At 54.1% G+C, this 19409-nt stretch carries 16 protein-coding genes and 1 pseudogene; 9 read left to right on the top strand and 8 right to left on the bottom strand.

Going from position 1 to position 19409, the window contains the following annotated elements; translation table 11 throughout:
- The first annotated feature begins 30 nt into the window (after positions 1-30).
- The 3 genes and pseudogenes from GJT30_03120 (at position 31) to GJT30_03110 (ending at position 1158) form a co-directional block, all read left to right on the top strand.
- The gene (locus tag GJT30_03120) at positions 31-309 is read left to right on the top strand and encodes a hypothetical protein (GenBank protein ID MSM38601.1); all 279 of its coding nucleotides are present in this window, start codon (positions 31-33) and stop codon (positions 307-309) included.
- An 8-nt stretch (positions 310-317) separates the two neighbouring features.
- Positions 318-506 (top strand): annotated as a pseudogene (locus GJT30_03115) (hypothetical protein).
- A 61-nt stretch (positions 507-567) separates the two neighbouring features.
- Positions 568-1158, top strand: a complete 591-nt coding sequence (locus GJT30_03110; protein ID MSM38600.1) for a hypothetical protein — start codon at positions 568-570, stop codon at positions 1156-1158.
- Positions 1159-1454: 296 nt separating this feature from the next.
- On the opposite strand, the gene GJT30_03105 is transcribed toward GJT30_03110, so the two are convergent.
- The 4 genes from GJT30_03105 to GJT30_03090 all read right to left on the bottom strand — a co-directional run bounded on the left by GJT30_03105 (position 1455) and on the right by GJT30_03090 (position 5707).
- A complete protein-coding gene (locus GJT30_03105) occupies positions 1455-3866 on the bottom strand; it encodes a glucan 1,4-alpha-glucosidase (protein MSM38599.1) in 2412 nt (803 codons plus the stop codon).
- Between the two features lie 62 nt (positions 3867-3928).
- Positions 3929-4714, bottom strand: coding sequence for an SDR family oxidoreductase (locus tag GJT30_03100; protein MSM38598.1), 786 nt, complete (start codon positions 4712-4714; stop codon positions 3929-3931).
- Between the two features lie 26 nt (positions 4715-4740).
- Positions 4741-5526 carry a hypothetical protein gene (locus tag GJT30_03095; protein MSM38597.1) on the bottom strand — a complete coding sequence of 262 codons (786 nt, stop codon included), beginning with the start codon at positions 5524-5526 and terminating at the stop codon, positions 4741-4743.
- Entirely contained in the window at positions 5519-5707 is a 189-nt protein-coding gene (locus GJT30_03090; GenBank protein ID MSM38596.1) for a hypothetical protein, read from the bottom strand. The genes GJT30_03095 and GJT30_03090 overlap by 8 nt, the downstream gene beginning before the upstream one ends.
- Before the next feature lie 800 nt (positions 5708-6507).
- Between GJT30_03090 and GJT30_03085 the strand changes: the two genes are divergently transcribed.
- Complete coding sequence (locus tag GJT30_03085) at positions 6508-7671, top strand: choice-of-anchor F family protein (protein MSM38595.1); 1164 nt, start codon at positions 6508-6510, stop codon at positions 7669-7671.
- 161 nt (positions 7672-7832) lie between these two features.
- Here the strand turns inward: GJT30_03085 and GJT30_03080 are convergent, their stop codons facing one another.
- Complete coding sequence (locus GJT30_03080) at positions 7833-9287, bottom strand: response regulator (protein ID MSM38594.1); 1455 nt, start codon at positions 9285-9287, stop codon at positions 7833-7835.
- A complete protein-coding gene (locus GJT30_03075; protein MSM38593.1) occupies positions 9284-11647 on the bottom strand; it encodes a histidine kinase in 2364 nt (787 codons plus the stop codon). Before GJT30_03075 ends, GJT30_03080 begins: the two co-directional genes overlap by 4 nt.
- A 366-nt stretch (positions 11648-12013) precedes the next feature.
- On the opposite strand from GJT30_03075, the gene GJT30_03070 reads away from it, so the two are divergent.
- The 5 genes from GJT30_03070 to GJT30_03050 all read left to right on the top strand — a co-directional run bounded on the left by GJT30_03070 (position 12014) and on the right by GJT30_03050 (position 17563).
- A complete protein-coding gene (locus tag GJT30_03070; protein MSM38592.1) occupies positions 12014-12952 on the top strand; it encodes a methyltransferase domain-containing protein in 939 nt (312 codons plus the stop codon).
- A gap of 12 nt (positions 12953-12964) precedes the next feature.
- Positions 12965-15028: a molybdopterin-dependent oxidoreductase gene (locus GJT30_03065; protein ID MSM38591.1), complete on the top strand. Its 2064-nt coding sequence runs from the start codon at positions 12965-12967 to the stop codon at positions 15026-15028.
- Positions 15001-15672: a TetR family transcriptional regulator gene (locus GJT30_03060; GenBank protein ID MSM38590.1), complete on the top strand. Its 672-nt coding sequence runs from the start codon at positions 15001-15003 to the stop codon at positions 15670-15672. Before GJT30_03065 ends, GJT30_03060 begins: the two co-directional genes overlap by 28 nt.
- A gap of 36 nt (positions 15673-15708) precedes the next feature.
- A complete protein-coding gene (locus tag GJT30_03055) occupies positions 15709-16509 on the top strand; it encodes an OmpA family protein (protein MSM38589.1) in 801 nt (266 codons plus the stop codon).
- A 211-nt stretch (positions 16510-16720) separates the two neighbouring features.
- Positions 16721-17563 carry a response regulator gene (locus tag GJT30_03050; GenBank protein ID MSM38588.1) on the top strand — a complete coding sequence of 281 codons (843 nt, stop codon included), beginning with the start codon at positions 16721-16723 and terminating at the stop codon, positions 17561-17563.
- A 113-nt stretch (positions 17564-17676) separates the two neighbouring features.
- On the opposite strand, the gene GJT30_03045 is transcribed toward GJT30_03050, so the two are convergent.
- Together GJT30_03045 and GJT30_03040 are read right to left on the bottom strand one after the other, a co-directional pair.
- On the bottom strand, positions 17677-18276 hold the full coding sequence (locus GJT30_03045; GenBank protein MSM38587.1) for a hypothetical protein: 600 nt from the start codon (positions 18274-18276) through the stop codon (positions 17677-17679).
- 71 nt (positions 18277-18347) lie between these two features.
- A complete protein-coding gene (locus GJT30_03040; protein ID MSM38586.1) occupies positions 18348-19268 on the bottom strand; it encodes an EamA family transporter in 921 nt (306 codons plus the stop codon).
- Positions 19269-19409: the final 141 nt, after the last annotated feature.

Here is a 19409-nt window from a genome sequence, read left to right as displayed (position 1 = left end):
TTTCATGCCCAGTAAGCAGCCGAAAAAGCGCTGAAAGCCTGGATTTCCGTCCTGGGAGCAAGTTACGGCATTACTCATGATCTCGGTTTGCTACTGGATATCTTGAAAGACCTTGCAGCAGATTGCACCGATTTTTCTGATCTTCCTGACTTGACCATATTTGCCGTTCATTTCAGATATGACGATGCAGGAGACGATTGTGGTTTTCCTGAACGGGATGAAGTGCTTGAAAAGGTTGCCGGTCTTGTGGCCCATGTCGAGCAGGTTTTGAGCGCATTTCGGCAAGAGAACCAATCAACTGGCGAATGAGAAAACCCCTCAACACACTGCACGCGATGGGGCATGTCAGCATCAACGCCCTGGCAAAGAAGCTTCACCGGCAGTACCGCAACGTCTTCGACGACGTGAAAACCCTGGAGCGGCTGGGACTGGTCTAAAAAGACGAGGAGAGCCGGTACTTCGTGCCCTGGGACGAGATCGATGCGACCTTGCGGCTGGCGGCGTGAGGGAATTAAGTAAGGTGTCACCCGAATTTGCGGTGTCACCCGAATTTGCGGGGAGTAATTGATGACCGAAGAAACGTCGCGCGGGCACATCATCGACACGGCGCGCTTACCCAAGCAGTTCCCGACCCACAGGCATGAGGAAACCTTCTGGGCGCACTTGGGCCGCGCCGTTGCAACATTCGGGTTTCTGGAGGAAGTGCTGGCGAAGGCGATCTTTGCTTTCACTGCCACGCGTCCATACAACCAGTCGGAAATCGATGAGGCGTTCGAGCAGTGGCTACCCAAGCTTGAGCGCGCCCTCACCGATCCGTTGGGTGGGCTCATCGATTCGTTTGGCAAGGCGGTCCGCGACTACCCAGATGAAGCAATCACAAACCTATCTGATCTCCTGAGTGACTTGAAGAAGGCGGCCTCGATGCGGAACATCCTCTGCCACGGTTCGTGGAGGTTGCCAGATTCGCAGGGAGCTTCTGTGCCGTTCTTTGTGAACAGGCAGAAGGAAGTATTCGAAACCGCCATGGATTGCGCCTACCTTGACCAAGTCCAGCGTCACACGGCGGAGATCGCGTGCTCCGTAATCAATACGGTTACCAATATGGGCTGGCAGTTTCCTGGGTCAATGGGTCCTGGCAAGCCCATTTGGAGAAAGTAGGTAATTGAGGCAAAAAGGCGCGGGGTCTAGCTTCCAAGATGACAAGATTACATTCAAAAGGCGGCCAATCTTTGGCCGGTTGACTCCGGATGACATAGCTCGGATCAATGTATTTCAGGTTTATCTCCTGATTGATTCGATTGAAATGTTCCTTGATGGCGAGAACCTTTGGGGACGCCCTTCACATATTCACATTTGATAAAAAGTGATGTCCCAACTCGCACTTTGACCGGGCCGGGTTCCGGGGACGCCAATAAAAACAATGGCCGATTTCATCGTGAAATCGGCCATTTACTCTATATGGAATCAACAGTAACCGCGAAGTCAACTCCTTCCCAGTGATTTGCATCCGTCCAATAGATGGTGAATTTTAACTGTTTCCCCTCCTGGATCAATTTTGTTGGCAGATCTGCAACATGAATGGTCAATCCGGTATCGAGCGTGGTGGCGTCATGTGCCGTATTCCAATCGTCGTCACTCCAGTGAATGACAGCAGGGGCTAATGTCTCGATGCGAAGTATTTTACTGGCAGGGAGGGAGCGAATCTTGTGGTTGAAGCGCCACACCATGTATGGCGATCCGGTTTTGTCCACCAGGTAACGTTGCACGGTTTGTGGCGGCAGGTCGAAGACCCGCCCATCATGCAGTGAACGAAGCAATTTCAGGTACTCGGCATGCGCCCAGACAAGCGGCATGGCGGAACCGGACGGTCGTCCGAAAAACAGCTCTCGCTCAGGAAGGTCCGGCGCATCCCAAACCTGCTCGGGAAACAGCCCTTCCGCGCCGGCAAAGGATTCCAGAGCCGTCTGCAGCCGCCGTGCGTCTCCTTCCCGGTCTGCAGCCAGTTCGAAGTGGGCCCGTTCACCGGTCAACAGCGGCCATACCCGGCCAACCCCGGTGCCGTCGAATGGCTTGCCATCCTCCTGTTCGCCGTAGCCGTCGCCGTTGTAGCGATGCCAGATGGGGCCCTGAGGTGTCTCAACCTTGAGCAGTGCATCAATGATCTTGACCGTATCGAGTATGCGCGGATCTTCTGCTGTACGCAGTCCAAAACGCACCAGGGCCAGGGCGTCGGGGCTTATCAGATGGCAGGCGAGGTTGCTGGCCTCCGCAGGCGAGACATTCTTGACGGGAATACTCTCTTGAAAGCGTGACACGCCATCCCCTGTCTTGACCGGGGCAATACGAACATAATAGCCATCAACCTTGAACTCACGACACCAGTCGTTACCGGTCACATACATCCAGCGGTCGATGGATTCATTCCACACGTCAGCGGTTTCCCGCATGTATGTCGCAATGGCTGGTTCATGGTGCAGTTCGGCCAGGTCTGCCGCTGCCAGGAGCGCGGCGATTTCAGCAGAGACAGTGAATGGTGAATACCCGGGATCTTCCTCCCAGCGGTCCTGGGGGCTTACCGGGCCGTTGCAGATCAGGTAGGCAGCGGCTTGACGCACCATCGGCCAGAACCGGGCCAGATCGCTCTCGGCCAGCGCCCTTTCACGCCTGGCCAAGTCTACGAGAAGGACCGGCAGGGCGGTTTCATCCATCTGGATGCCGTTCCAGTAGGGAGAACCATCCAGCCACATGTTCTGAGCCCAGTGTCCGTCCGCTTCCTGGGTCGCCTGCAAATAGCAGAGTACGCGACGAACTTCTTCCTGGGCGCCGGCGGCCAGGAGCCCCCCCGCTGACTCCACCAGGTCGCGTGGCCAGGCAAGATGATAGCCCCCCAGGTCATTGTCGCCCTTGTTGAATCCCCATGGGATCGAAAGGCTGGCGATAATCCCACCGGGAAAATGGAAAGACTCGTGCGTGCGCACAACGGTTGTGCTGACCCGGTAAAAGTTTTGCCGGTCATTTGTCCGGTCCTTGTCGAGGGGAAGCAGCTTCGTTTGCCATCTGTTCCATTCTTTAATATACATCGATTGAGCAGCGTTGAAGCCGTCCTGGAGGGCGGCGCGGGCTCGGTTCCCCGCTTCGGCGGCGTTACGTCCAAACCCCAGGGCCAGCAGAAATTCGCCATTACCCGCTTCCAGGTCAACCTCTGCCGTCAGGGCAATGTTCCCGTTTTCGGCCCGCTGGTAATCCCACGTCATCTGCTGGTGAGCAGACAGATCTTGCCAGCCGTCTGAGAACCCCACAAATCCCACGGAGCGCTTGAGCCAGGGAACGGAAGAGGCCAGAGCCAGGGCGTTGCCGTCCCGTTCGGCGAACAACATGGGCATGCCTTTATACTCGCCAACCCAGCCCGTATTGCCGGCTCCATGATTCCCCAGGTGCGGCGCAAGCAACACGTGGAGCCGGTAATCCCGTATCTGTCCTTCCCGGGCGACGAACCGGGTTTGCTGCAACACGGCGTCTCTTTGGGGATCGGCCAGAATCTTCTTTTCGATGCAATAGCGCCCCTGCCGGCACGTGTTGACCAGACTGTAGGCCGGTACGCCTTCGGCCATCCAGCGAACCTCGCTCGTTGCATCACGTTTTTCCTCGGAGAGGAAACCTGCCCCGTCCGTAACGACCAATCCCATGTCCCGCACACAGGCCTGGTCAATCCGCGGATAGTAGATCTCGTTGAATATCCCGTGGCTCAAGGTGAACCAGACACGGCTTTTATCACCAAGAGAAGCGCCCACTCCCGACTTGGCGCTGGAGGTCCAGCGCGCCGGGATACCCGGCCAACCGGGTGAGTTATGATCCGTTGCATCCATAGCGACTCCTTTTTCCGGTTTCCATACCCGCTACGATTACGTCCAATCAGGTGCTTGGAAGATCAACCGCCATGGGCAAAGTCGGGATAATCGGTCATGCCGCCATCCACAAAGATTGTACGGCCGGTCACGTACGAGGCAATGTCCGAGGCCAGTACCACCACCATGTGGGCGACTTCTTCCGGATTACCGATCCGCCCTAACGGGATCTTTTCCATCAAGTCTTTCATACTTTGCTGATCGCTCCAGACGGAGCGGTTGATCGGCGTCTTGATCGCACCGGGCGCAACCGCCAGGACACGTACCCCATGGGGGGCAGCCTCTTGGGCCAGGGTCTTCGTCAGCATGCCGACTGCTGCCTTGCTGGCGGTGTAGGCACTGTAGCCGGACCAGGCGATCTCTTCATGCACCGAGCTGATGTTGATGATGACGCCGCTTTGCTGCGCCACCATCCGCTGCAAGGCTTCTCGAGCGCAAAAAAAGGCTCCCAGCAGGTTCACCTCGATCACCTTTCGCCATGCGGCACTATCCGCCTCCCAACCGACGGCGCGGCCGCCGTCGATGCCCGCATTGTTGATCAGGATATCAATTCCTCCCCAGGCTGCGTCGATATTCTTGAACATTTCAGCGACGGCCCCGGGATCGGATACGTCGGTCTCGATCGCCATGGCAGTGCCGCCTTGCTCCCGAATCTTCTGCACAAGGGTCTGTGCGGTCTCGGGATGGGTGACGTAGTTGATTGCCACTCGCGCACCCGCTTCGGCGAGGGATACGGCAATTGCCTCACCAATGCCGGAATTGCCGCCGGTGACAATGACACGTTTATTATCCAGCCTTATGTTCATAATGCGCCTCCCTTTCCCTGGGTAACAGCTCATACCTTCCTGCGGAACACACCGTACCGGTCGTGCTCGAAATGGTATAGCTTTGCAACCTCAACCTTCAGCCAACCCAGACCAGTAACCCGGTGGGCAGCCACCCCCAGAAAAGTGCCCAACAACGGTCCTACCCAGTAAATCCACCAGTCATGCCAGACTCCGGAGATCACTACTGGCCCCAGGCTGCGGGCTGGATTGGTACTGGTGCCGGAGATCGGCGCCTCGGCGAAAACCATGAAGGCGTACAAGAAGGGGAAAAGAGCTGGTGTGAAAGGCCGCAACCGGTGGTGCCGCAGGAAGAAGAACAGGCCGACGATGAGGGCGAAGGTAGTTATCGCTTCTCCTACCAATGCCCATCCTGCCCCGTAGCCTGAGCCAGGCAGGGTTGCACCGAACGACACGCTGCGGCCCATCTCCCCCCATGCCAGTAATGGCACTGCGCCCAGCACTGCACCCAGGAGCTGCGCGAGGATATAGCCTACTGCATGGCGGGTTTTCAGTTTGCCCATCAGCCAGAAAGCCAGGGTGACGACCGGATTGATGTGAGCCCCGCTTTCTTTGCCAAGTGGCGAGAGCGCAATCAGGGCTCCGGTGGAGCCGAAAAGAAAGCCGGTGATCAGGCGGCGCCAGCCGTTGCCCGGGATGAGTTGGATTATGGGACTTCCCTGTCCGAAGCCCAGGATCACTAACGACAATCCAAAAGCTATGAGCAGCGCCGTGCCCAGGAACTCAGCGCCGAACAGTAGCCATGGAATGGATCGGTCTTGTTCCTCCTCACTCATTATCCTTGCCCCAGAAAAACATGATCTGCGGGGTGGTGAGGCTATGCTCGTTGATAAGTTGCTGGGTGCTGACCAGTTCCCAGCCCACCCTGGCCATATTGTCCAGGTGATCTTGTAAGTCGAGTGCCAACAGGTCATTTACAGGGTAATGTTTGGTCGTGAATGTATATGTTTTAGTCATGACTAGCCTCCGTTGTACACACAGGTTTCTACCGTTGACATGACGCAGCCAGTACACTTTGATAAGAGTAACATGATTTTTGACAGATATATTTTTGTTGCGTGTTGTTATGCTGCATGAGGCAGATAAATATTCTGTCGTCAGCATACTTGGAAACTTCGAAGTGCACCCTCCAGGGGGACACATTTTTCAAAAGGACACTCAGGAGAAGTGGCCTTTTTTGTTTATGTGCGTCATGTGCAACAACAAATAAATCAAAAATTTCCACCCATCTCGTTTTTTGTTGCGCAACCATAGTTGCATGGCAACCATGGTTGCGGATGCTCTTTTCCTGCCTTCTTTCTCCAACGAACAGTTCGATATTTCTGATGCATTCACAATATATATACTGCATTATTGGTATATTAAATTAAATTAAGCATTGTCCTCCCCTCAACTGCATCCTCTGAAACAATAACTCTTCGATGTCACAGGCCGAACGATGGCAACCATGGTTGCCTCGCTCTAGAGCCACATTTTCTCTGCCAGCCTGAAAAACCAAATGATAACCGCTGGATAAGCGAATAAATCTGTTTGGCCTGCCTATTGCTGAACAGGGATACAAAAGCGTTGTTACCTGTCGACATCGTCGATTTTATTGTTGAAACAGTGTAGCAAATGCACGGTAAGGAATGAAAAGGGTTACAAGCCGGAAAGGAGTTCTTACGAAAGGAATTGTACAGTGTGGCCGGGATGGGCTCAGTTTACCTGATAAGAAGGTGCTGCAGCACATCAAACTCAATCAAAAAAAGGAGAGAGAAATGTCGAGAACAAAAGTTTCGAAGAAGTTGAGTGTCTTGCTGGGCGTATCATTGTTGGTTACTGCCGCTTCTGCCAATGCCGGAACCATTACCGGCTGGGATATGAGTAACGTAACTGTAGCACCGCCGCCGTACACTGATTTTATAAAATATAGAAGCACTCTCTTCACCAACACTGCCAAGACTGCCACCAACGGCTATATCGGTTGGGAAGAGTCGGACGTCACGGCTCCGGGCATGAAGATCGTCAACAGGGATGATGTCACCGGCCTCAAGTGCATCATGACCACTGGTATCAACCCCTATGACTTCTCCGACAAGATGTGCTCCGACCCGCTGCAGTCCAGCAAGCGCTGGAAGGTCGGCGGGGTCAACGGCCAGCCGATCGACGTCTACTTCACCGTTGCAACCGACACGCTCACCAGCATCTACAACTCCATGCAGAAGCTGACCGACAACGACGTCAGGAAATGGAAAGGCTTTAAAGCTGAACTGGGCTTCATGGTCAATGGCGTGTTCACCAAGTCCACGTCCCTTGACGGCCTCGGTTTCTCGGACAAGAAGGGCAAATTTTTCACCACGACCACCTCCGGCCTTCAGTCAGCAGAGACGCTGTCGGCTCTCTTTGCCCAGGGACTGGCCGGTCCGGCCGATGCCAATCATCCGGAAACCGGCTATTTTGACCCGATCAACCGCTTCAGCTACTTCCTCAATGCAACTGAAGACACGATCGACTCCGGACTGATCACCTCCAACTACTACGCCCTGTTTGGCGACTGGAACAACCTGTCCGGCGTACCCTATGCCTACTATTATGACGACGATGCCAACCCCAACACTGACAACACCCTGATGGCCAACTGTGATGGCACCTTCGTCGTTACCGACCCGGTCACAGGGATCGGCTACTGCGATGGCACCTGGGTGACCTACCGCAGCCAGGCCGGCCTGGATGCCAATGGCATTGCCTATCCTTCCGATGGCGTCAAGAAGCCGGTCCCGGCCGACATCCTGGCTGCCTGGCAATCCAACTACCTCTACACGACTGCCCCGCTTGAAGATTTGGCCAACCTGGGGCTGAACTACTACATCACGGTCAACAAACTGAACTCCAAGTGGAAGACCCCGAACCAGTTCGTGCTGCGCTTCACCCCGAAGTACTGATCACTGGCCGGACTATTGCTGTAGTACCACCTCGAATGCGGGGGGAGCGTAAGCTCCTCCCGCTTTTGCATATCAGTTGGCAGGTTCTCTAAAGACGAAAGGAGGGAGGCCAAGCCGTTCCCTCCTTTCAATTTCTTTACAGAGATTGCGTTGCGGCTATTTCAGGATGTTGCTTGGGATATGCTCATTGTCTGATTGCCGAGAGATTTTTTGAGGCGCTTTGCCAGGGCCTGACGGGTAATGCCCAGCATTGAGGCTGCCACGGTCTGATTCCCGCCGGTGCGATGTATCGCTTCCAATACGACGCGTTTGCCGATCTCTTCGATGGTTGGCAGACGATCAGGGAAAGTGATCGGAGCGAGGTCATCGATTGCCGTAGCTTGCGCTGGCTTCAGGTTGAGGTCTGCATCGTAGCCGATTTTCTCCTTGAAACTGTCGAGTGACAGCACATGAGAAGAGTGCAGGCTGACCGCGTGGAACACCATTGCCCTGAGTTCACGGATGTTGCCTGGGAAATCATAGGTGGAGAGCAGGGCCACAAGCTCCCGTGGCACAGCCGGTGTTTTCTTCCCCATAGTTTGTGCAGCCTCTTTCAGGAAGTGGTGCAGGAGCAGGGGCAGATCCTCCAACCGGTCCCGCAATGGGGGGAGCTCAATGTGGTGGGTATTCAGACGATAGAAAAGATCCTTGCGAAACTCACCCTTGGCAACCTTGGCGTCGAGGTCATGATTGGTAGCGAACAGCACGCGCGCCTTCAGTTTCTTTGGACGATCCGATCCGATGGGGAAAAATTCACCCTCCTGCAGAAGTCTGAGGAGCTTGACCTGCGACTGGGGGGATAAATCCCCGATTTCGTCCAGAAACAGTGTCCCTCCCGTTGCCTCCTCGATCATCCCTTTGCGCTCCCGGTCAGCTCCCGTAAATGCGCCTGCCACATGACCGAAAAGCGTGTCGGAAACGACATTGTCATCCAGTCCGGCTACATTAACGGCTACCAGCGGGGCATTCGGTGAACGAAGCTTCCACAGTGCACGTGCGATCAACTCTTTTCCCGAGCCGCTTTCGCCGGTGATAAGAATCGGTTCGCTACTCCTGGAAATGGCTTCACAGTATCGGAAAACCGCTCGCATCTTAGTGCTGGTACTGATGATCTGTTCGAAAGCCTCAGGGGTTTCCAGTTTGTCGTTCAAGATACCTTTCTTCAGGCTACAATTCTCACTCCTTAGTTGCTGGATGGAGATTGCCCTCTGGATTCCGGCTATCAACCGCTCCTTTTCACTCGTTTTGACATGGTAGTCCAGTGCACCAAGGTGCAGGCACTCCACGGCAGTCTCAACCTGATTGAGACCGCTGAGAATGATCACCGGCACTGAAGGGTGCCTGCTCACAATCATCCTGAGGATATCCTGTCCTGAAAAGAATGGCATGGTCAGGTCAAGCAGAACCAGGCAGATGTCATTATTGTCAAGAATATTCATGACTTGCCGGCTATCAGCGCATTTGATGAAATTATTCATTCCGGTCGATTCCCTGAGAAAGACCGATAGGCTCCTGAGCCACGCCTCTTCGTCGTCAACGAGCAGAATGGGCATCTGGGGATAGAGTTCCTGATTCATGCTGCTATTGCCTCCTTGAAAACGGGGATGTTGATCGTGACGGTCGTCCCCTCTCCAAATCTTGAATTGAACAACAGATCCCCCTTGAAATCTCGGATGATTCTCATCGAGATGGAAAGGCCAAGCCCTGTTCCACCCTGGGTGCGCTTGGTGGTAAAGAACGGATCCGTTATCTTGGGAAGGATTTCGGGAGGAATCCCAATGCCTTCATCCGCCACGGTGACGACACACTCCCCGGCGCCCGGGTCATAGACTGTCGATATCCGGATCCCCCGATCTTTAGATGGCAAGGCCTGACAGGCGTTCAGAATCAGATTCACCAACACCTGCTCGATCCGTTGCAAACTTCCTCGAATCAATGGCATCTCATTGCAGAGTTCAAGCTCAAAGCGATCGGTTGCATTCTTGATCGCATTACCGACAAGGCGGGATGAAGTGCATATCGCATCATTGATGTTAATTATCTCTTCCGTGTCCGGTTCATCTTCCCGCGCAAAGTTCCTCAGATCATCGACAATCCTTTTTATCCTCACCGCACTGTCGACAATTTCGCCAAAAAGATACGGCAGGTCATGCTTGATCTCGTTATAATGCAAGCCCCCCAGCATGAAGTCGCCGTTGACCTCGAAGTGCTGACTGAGAATGGGAGTCAGACTGGTTGATACCTTCTTGAGGATTTCAGAGTTCAACATGATTACCGCGTTTGGATTGTTGATCTCGTGTGCCACCCCTGCTGCCAGTTCACCAATTGAAGCCAGTTTGCCCGTACGTATCGAGTCTTCCAGGAGCTGATTCTTTTCCGTTATGTCACTGGCAAGCATGATCACATGAGTTACCATGCCCGCTCCGTCAACAACCGGGAATGCCTTTACTTCCAGCGTCCTTCCGTCCGGCGTTGTAATGATGGATTCGACTCGTTCGCCGGTAGCGAATGACTTTATTGCAGGGCATTCCTCGCACACTGATGACCGGTTGTAGAGGAGTTTGCAGCAGTTGTCTCCTGGAGTCGTACCCAGCGTACCGTTGAAAAATGTCTCGGTGCTCTTGTTCGACCAGATGACCTTCATGTCAGGGGATATAAGCGACAACCCGTCGGAAATCCCGTCCAGAATGATACCGAACTGCTGAGACAGGTCCCGGAAATTCCGTTCGCTCTCCCGAAGCATGGCTTCTGCGATCCTGCGGTTCATTATATTCCTGATAAGAACCAACGAAATCGTTATCGAGGAGACAAGCAAAGAAATGGCAATCCAGAACTGTCCTTTGCTGATCTGAAAGTTATTGGGGGGGAGATTGATGATCCTGCTCCCGCCAGGGATGCTTGCCTGGGAGATGCCAAAACGTTGTAGCTGATTGTAATCGAACATGAGGTTAGATTTCAGCAGTGTCGGTACCTGTGGTATTTTATCTCCTTTGAGAATGGAGAGTGCCATAAGCGCCGCTGCCTTTCCCTGTTCACGGGGAGATGTCAGCGGCCCCCCCACAATCCCTTCCCCCAGGTAAACATCCCAGAAACTGTACATGGGAATACGGCTTATATTACGAAAGAGAGCGTTCTGCTCGTTGAATGAAAGGAGATTGCCGGCGTTGTCGTTAAGATAGCCGTTAATTACCAGGACTGAATCTTTTGGAATTTCAGTAAGCCGCTGCTTGACCGTTTCGCTTGAAAGATTGTTCCAGTAATCAAAATTCATCTCTCCGGCAAACGTTTTGGCTACTTCAATGAAACGTAAATAGTTCTGATTGTCATAGGAATCTGTCGTATCGCCGATAACGACAACATTACGATTATTGGGATGAAACTTCTTTATCTGTCGCAAAACTCCTGCCATGTCGGGCATTGAGCGAATTCCATAGACTCCCGACATGGAGGTTGCCTTTTCCAGGTTTGCGTTGGCCGCACAATAGATGACCGGAATGCCTTTCAAAATGGTGGATCGATGTCCAAGAGCAAAAGAAAGCGCTTCATTGCCTGAAACGATGACGATGTCGTAGGTGCGGCTTTTCAGCTTGTAATGCAGCATGCTTTCTACAATTTTGGAAAGGAAGATCGGGTCCTGATGCCGCTTGCTGTCAATGTATTCGATATCGATGTGGGTATCGGGGAGATGGCCTCTGAAAACTGACTGAATCCCCTCCGTAATCGTGTCGGTGCACGGGAAGCCGGGATGATAGGAATGTAGGACAAGAATGTGGTAAATACCTGGCTGGGATTTCTGGTCCTCAGAGAGGGCGTTTCCGATCAGAAGAAGGGAAAAAAAGAGGGCCAGGAGAACAATGATTGCATGTTTGCCCGGCTTGGCAGGGTTTGCGTATGGGGTGTGTCGATTACGCTGAATTGTCATGAGAAAAATCGCCATATTTTGTCGTTAATAGAATCTCACCCTTTAACGCAATAGTTGTGCCATACAGTTTGCATTCTGCCGCCTAACCTGAATGTGGTCGAAATGTAAAACATTTATATGGATAATTAAATAAGTACATATTAATAAAATAATCAGTTCGTTACAGAACATTGGAGATTTGGCAGAAGGACGCGCGATATCACCGAATTTGCTAGACATCACATGTTTCGGTGGACTGTAACTGCTCACAATTTGGGTCCTGCGTGTACGGTGTTCCGGGACAGTTGGATGCAATGCGATTTGACGTAGGGGCAAACCAGCTCTAATCTTTTTCTATGGCCCGAATTGCATGCGCCATAGAATCTAATTCCGGGGGGATTCATGAAAAAGCGCCTTCTTGATCTGCTCATCTGCCCCTGTTGCCTGCCGGGCGAATACCCGTTCATTGCCGACATCGGCCGGGAACATGACGGAGATATCGAATCCGCTACCCTCATTTGCCCACAGTGTGGAGCCCGGTTTTCTATCGACGAAGGGGTGGCCATGCTCGACCCCCATGCCACCGACAGCCAGCGGACCACCAATAAGTACGAGACCGACGAGGTGGTTTCTTCCTATCTCTGGAGCCATTTCGGGGATCTTATCGCGGATGAGCATGCATCGCAGGCGTACGGCACCTGGGCCGGGTTGATGCAACCCCAGGCCGGCGTCGCCCTGGATGCCGGCGGGGCTGTGGGGCGCTTTTCCTTCGAGATGAGCACGTGTTGCGATTTTGCCGTTGGCATCGATACTTCGCATGCCTTTATCCGGGCGGCCCGGTGCCTGATGCGGGAGCGTTGCATGACGGTATCGCTCAAGGACGAGGGGGTGCTGCGTCGCGAGGTCACCATCCGTCTCCCGGACAAGTGGCGTAGCGACCGGGTGGAGTTTCTCGTGGCCAATGCACTGGCTCTGCCGTTCCGGCGCAAATCCATTGGCCTCTTTTCCTCCCTGAATCTCGTGGACAAGGTACCTTCGCCGATCCGGCATCTGCGGGAGATGAACCGGGTAGCCCGCGATACCAAGGCTCAGTTTTTGCTCTCCGATCCCTTTTCCTGGTCTATTGAGGCGGCTCCAATGGAGGAGTGGCTCGGCGGCAAAAGCGATGGCTCATTCGCTGGCAAGGGGCTGGCAAATGTGGTGGCACTCCTGGCCGACGATAAGGGAGAGCTGGCGCCGGTCTGGCAGGTGGACGAGCCCGGTAGTGTCTGGTGGAAGATCCGTACCCATAGCAACCATTTTGAGCTGATTCGCAGCTGTTTCGTCCATGCCAGCCGCTAGGGAGAGAAAACGATGATCGTCGATACCGTTTGCCGACTCTGTTCGTCCTGCTGCCCCATCGAAGCCGAGGTGGAGGATAACCGCCTGGTCGGAGCCCGGCGCAAATCCTTTCTCGATCCGGACAAGCGACTGACCTGCGCCAAACTGGCCGCTGCCCCGGAGATCGTCTATTCTCCCAAGCGGCTGACCGTGCCGCTGATTAAGCGCGAGGATGGTTCGGGATTCCGCGAAGCGGGCTGGGATGAGGCACTCGATCTGGTTGCTGCCCGGTTCCACCGTCACCGGCAGGAATCAGGACCCCAGTCCGTTGCCTGGTTGCGGGGGATGGCAGCCGACTGGGGCGCGCCCTGGGATTATCCCAATCGGCTGATGAACGTCTTCGGCAGTCCCAACACCATTGGCAACGGCTCCATCTGTTTCGTTGCCCGCGATTTCGCCCACTCTTACACCTACGGGTCCATGGCCTATCCCGAGGCCAAAAACGCCAGGTGCATCATCGTCTGGGGGAAGAACGACGGCGATACCGCCCTGGGTGCGGCCGAGGGGATCCACTGGGCCAGAGAGCATGGCGCCACGCTGATCGTCATCGATCCTGTCGAGACGCCACTGGCGCGCAAGGCCGACATCTGGATGCGGATCAAACCGGGGCATGACGGCCTGTTAGCCATGGCCATGATCAACGAGATCATCGAGGCAAACCTCTACGATGCCGAGTTTGTTTCCCAGTACACCATCGGCTTTGATGCCCTGAAAAAGGCGGCAGCCCGCTTCCCGGCAGACAGGGTGGCCGAGAGCCTCTGGCTGAGCACCGGGCAGATCAGGCAGGTGGCCCACCTTTACGCCACCACCAGGCCGGCCGCCATCATCGACGGCAACGGTCTGGACATGCACCGGGAGGTCTTCGACACTACCAGGGCTATTGCCATGCTGCGCGCCATGACCGGGAATCTCGACAAGCCGGGGGGCGACGTGCTCCCCCAGCCGATCCCGGTCCGCAACATCCAGTTGAGGGAGAGGCTGGACGACACTATCCCTCCCATTACCCATCAGTATCCCCTGTTCAACACTTTTTCCGAAACCTGGGGCAACCAGGTGCAGGGGTGCGTGGTCGACGCCATTCTGGATGAGTCTCCCTATCCGCTGAAGATGGTGGTGGTCCAGTCCGGTAACCCCCTCGTCACCATGGCCGATTCCCGCCGCACCAGGGCTGCCTTCGACAAACTGGAGAGCCTGGTGGTGATCGACATGTTCATGACCGAAACCGCCAGGCTGGCCGATGTCATCCTGCCGGCGGCCAGTTGCTTCGAGAAGACCCAGCTCAACCGTGCCTCCATCCGCAACAATCCGATCATTCTCCAGAACGCGGTGATCCCAACGGTGGGCGATTCCTGGCCTGACTGGAAGATCGTCTTCGAGTTGGGCAGAAGGCTCGGATTTGCAGCCGAATTCCCCTGGGAGACGGCGGAGGAGGCGATCGATCATCAGCTGGAGCCCGCCGGGGTCACGGTTGCGGAGCTGCGCAAGAGCGGCAAGACCGGTTTGCGGATCGAGGAGACGCGCTACGAAAAATACCGGGATACCCCTTTCCGGACCCCTTCCGGCAAGGTCGAGTTCTTCTCCGGCCGGCTTGCACAGGCCGGTTTGTCAGGAGTCCCGTTCGAGAGCGGTTTCGGTGACGACCCGATCAGTTTTGCCGACCAGAGCGGAGAGTACCCGGTCCTGGGGATCAGCGGCAGCCGTGATATCCGCTTCACCAATTCACAGTTTCGCACCATTCCTGCGCTCCTGAAGGAGGGTGCCCAGTGCATGGTCGACATCCACCCCGCCGATGCCGCCCGGCAGGGATTTGTCGAGGGGGAGCGGATCGGGATCGAAACTCCCAAGGGGGCAGTGGAAATGACGGTGCGCCTCTCCACGGTGGTGAGCCCCGGTATGGCCCGTCTGGGCTGGGGCTGGGGCGACCACGATCCGCGTGCCAGCCTCAACGCCCTGACCGAGGACGACAAGCGCAGCCGGGTCACCGGCACCTCTACCAGCCGGAGCTTCATGTGCCGGTTGTCCAAGATAAGCCCCTGACCGAGAATGCACTTGCATTAATAGACGAACGGTCATATATTGCCATAATGGCTCGGATAAGAAAAAGCGATGAGACACGGACACGTCTTTTGGAGATCGGTCTGAAGACGTTCGCCAATCGCGGCTATCACGGAACCGGCATCAAGGAGATTGTCGAGAGCGCTGGAGTGCCGAAGGGCTCATTTTATAACTATTTCAAAAGTAAGGAAGATTTCGGGATTGAGATAATTCGCCGTCATTCTCAGGCATTCTGGGAAACATTGGAGCGGTGTTTCGACCGTGGGATACCCGATCCCATCGATGCTCTCAATACCTGTTTCGAGAAGATGATAACGGAACATGAGGAGTGTACTGTTTTTCATTGCAGCATCGTAGGCAATCTCGTTGTTGAGTTGAGCGAGCACAGTGCACCATGCAAAGCTACCATAGCCACATTTTACAGCCATTGGCTGGAGAATCTGGCCACACATATCAAGAGAGCGCAAGAGTTGGGCATAGCGAGGATCGATGTTCCCTGTGACGATCTGGTGATGCTGTTCTGGGATGCCTGGCATGGTGCCCTTTTCCGGGTAAGGATCGAAGATTCGACAGAGCCTCTGAAGCGATCCGTTTCGTTTGTTTTGCAGAAAATCATTCGTCGCTAATTTTTTTAACCATATATTAAGACGACCGGTCATATTATGGCGCCGAAAAAGAAACCTCAAAAAGAACCAAACCATGAACGTTGGCTGGTTTCATACGGAGATTTGCTCACACTCCTCTTTGCTGTTTTTGTTGTTTTGTATGCAATGTCCCAGGCAGACAAGAAAAAGGCAGAGGAGGTCTCGGCATCCATTCGGGAAGCTTTTGGCGCGGTTAACAGTAGTGGTTCGACAAGGAGGCCTGCCATTATCGATTCCGGGAAGATAAGTGTCATTCCGGACATCGCCAGTCGACCAGTATCCAAGGCTCTTCAGCAGGGAGACTTCAAGAGCGGAAAGCACGAGGCGAATGAAAACGATTTCAAGGCGATGAAGGCTTCCATAGATGCTTATTTGCTCAAGACTGGAGCACGAGACAAAGTCAATGTAGAAATAAACCGGAGAGGGCTGGTCGTGAGTTTGAAGGAAGCCGGCTTTTTCGAGTCCGGCAGTGCAGTGATGAAAAAAAACTCCGGTGATGTCATTGACACAATCGCAACTGTTATCAATAAATATTCAAACCGTTGCCGGGTGGAAGGCCATACCGACAATGTGCCGATCCAGTCTGGTCCATTCGATTCAAACTGGGATCTTTCGACTGCACGGGCATCATTCCTGGTAAAGAAGCTGGTCCAGTCACACGGGGTCGAACCGAAGAGCATCTCTGCCACCGGGTACAGCGAATATCAGCCGGTAGCGGAAAATACCTCACCGGAAGGGAGAGCAAAAAACAGACGGGTCGATATCGTTGTCTTATCCTCCACGAGCGATGGTGCCCGAACATATACGCCTCCAGAGTGATGAAAGACTGCGATTCATAAAGCACTGCCATTGGGAACAGTTTGAAAATCTCGAAAAGGTCACTTTACTTCAATAAAGTGGCCTTTTTCTGTAGCTAATCAGTTGTCTCATTGCTTAGAAGCCTTCTGTAAAGTTTTTTTACACCAATAGTGACTATTGGACTGTTACTGCTATAATAAAGCGTATTTGAAGCCTCAGTCCGGGGGATGGTGTGGAACCACGCAAACGAATAGGCGAAATTCTGGTAGAGAAGGGCATTTTGACACCGAAAACGGTAGATCGGGTGCTTGTTGTTGCACATCGGCTCAATAAGAGATTCGGCATGGTCCTTGAGGATATGGAAATCGTCACGCCGGAGGAGCTGGCCTATGCTCTGGCACAGCAATATGGCACCAAGGTGGCGACGAATATGGTGAAATATTCGTTTCCTGCGGATCTGCTGGGGATCATTTCAGCCGACAATGCGCTCCAGTACGTCATTTTTCCCCTGAAGCTCGAACAGAACAAACTCTGTCTGGCCATGGCCGACCCAACCGATATGAAGATGGTCTCGAATCTGGCGTCAAACCGCAACTTGAGCATTGTCCCATTCATCGCAACGCGAAAAGATATCCTGGCGGCTATTTGCAAGCATTATTATGGCAAGGATCTGGAAGAGCAGGCCGAGCGAACCATCCTGATAGTGGATGACGACGTCTCTGTATTGCAGATGTTGACCTCGATTCTGTCGAAGCACGGATACCGGATCATTACTGCAACGGATGGCATGGAAGCATTCAAGGAGGCTATCTCCAAGAATCCTCATGTCATCATTACCGACAAGGTTCTGCCCAAAATCGATGGCTATGCCTTGCTCGATTCCCTGAAAAAACTTCAGGAAACCAAGTCCATCCCGGTGCTCCTCATAACAGGGCAAAAATCGGAGAATGAAGAGGCACTGGCGTTTCGCAAGGGATTTTTCGATTTCATCCCCAAACCGTTCGGTGAGATTACGATTGTCTCCCGCATCCAACGGGCGCTCCTGTTTTATGATCGGAAATACCAACTCACGTGATAAGCAAAGGGGCAACGGTATCGGTCGTTGCCCCTTTTGCACAGCAGGGGGATCTTCGTTCGGATGAATGCAATTGCCAGGGATTCCCGAAATGATCCTATGGACGCGGAATGTCAGGGAGTGGTCGGCTCCTCCTGGAACTGTGAAGCATCACACTTTCCACTTACCTTGAGTTGTTGACAGATCTCTTCTATTGCACGGTCGATTTCGTCGCTCCCCATACCGAGCTCTTTGCGTACTTTTTCCTCAGCAGCCTTATCCCACTCGATTTCCTTGTCCCGTAATTCTCCGCGGTTGTAACGATGGCTGTGCAGGGTTGAGTAAGCATAGAATTTACTCTGTTTTTCATCGCTGAAAATCTTTGCTGCACGCTGTTTCAGCTCAAACAGCATGCGACCGCGCCGCTTGGGGTCGTTGGCGGTGGGGAGGGACTTCGCGGTGAGCGGGGTGGGCTTGGCATCCGAGGCCGCTACCGGTGCAAGAAGCTGCAGGAGTCGATCATTGGCCTTGACGGCAAATTCGCTGGCAGGGTAACGGTCGATGAGGGATTCGTAGATTGTCTGCGCCTGCTGTGTATTCCCCTGGCGTTCAAGTTTGCCGGCCTGCAGGTAAAGGGACTGGGGTGATTCCGGTGCGGACTCCGCTGCCGGTACCGTCCCGGAAAGCAGCAGAAAGAAACAGACAGCAGGGAGAAAAATGGTGAATGGTTTCATGGGATGCTCCTGACAGGTTCGTGTAATATGCAAGATCCAAGGGGGCAACTGCGAAATTCGTGACCTCTCGATCAGGCGGTTGTATGTGTTTCCAGGGTATCTGCGCCGGAAGGGAGCGGAATGGCCCCGGCAGCAGCCCTCCGTGGTGCGAGTTCCGAAACTATCATCCCGGCGAAAATGAGCAGGGCTCCAACCATGCCGATTGGGCCCATGCGTTCTCCCGCGGCCAGATAGGCGTAGAGAGCTGCGAATACCGGTTCCATGCAGAAGATGAGAGCAGTATGGGACGGGCTCAGCACCCGTTGCATGGCTGTCTGGACCAGGAAGGCAAAAACTGTGGCAAAGATGGCACAGATAATGATAGCCCAGGCGATCTGTGGATACAAGGCGAGTATCTCTTTGCCCCTGATGCCGGCAGTGACAAAACTGAGTAGCGCCACCGTGCAGATCTGCACCGTGGTGAGCCAGTAGATGTCCGTCCCTGTACGCCGGGAAAAACTGCTGGTGAGCAGGAGGTGCAGGGCTACGCAGACGGCGCATATTGCGGCCAGGATGTCGCCGTTATTGAAATTCCAGGTACCGTTGGAACAGAGCAGGAACAGTCCGGTTACGGCGAGTCCGACCCCGGCAACGACAGGTGCGGAAACCCGCTGGCGGAAGAACAGAGCCCCGGTCAGCGGGACGAGAACCACGTTGAGCCCGGTGAGAAAGCCGGTGTTGGAGGCGCTGGTATAGAGTAGGGCAACGGTCTGGAAGCCGAAAGCAGAGAAGAGAACGACCCCCAGGACAATGCCATCTTTCAGGGCCGACCTGGTGAGCTGCCTGCGGGTCAGGAAACAGAACAGCAGCAAAAGGAGAGATGCCAGAGCAAAGCGGTGGGCAAGGAAAATGAACACGTCCACCTGTGCTACGGCATCCTTCACTATGGTGAAGGTTACCCCCCAGAAAAAGGTGGTCAGGAGCAGCAGGGTAAGTGCAACGTACTTTTTCATCTCGGTCTTTCTCGACATGGGACAGGGTGACGTTCTACTGAAACGGCATCTATAGTGCCGTTTTTTCACGCCAATGGCAATAAATATTCTAAATGGTTTTACCAATCGTATTGACAAACGGGTGAATAAGCGATAAAAAGG

Source organism: Geobacter sp. (genome assembly GCA_009684525.1).
Classification (GTDB): domain Bacteria; phylum Desulfobacterota; class Desulfuromonadia; order Geobacterales; family DSM-12255; genus Geoanaerobacter.
Note: the sequence above shows the minus strand (reverse complement) of the source record. Positions and strands in the feature narration are given on the sequence as shown.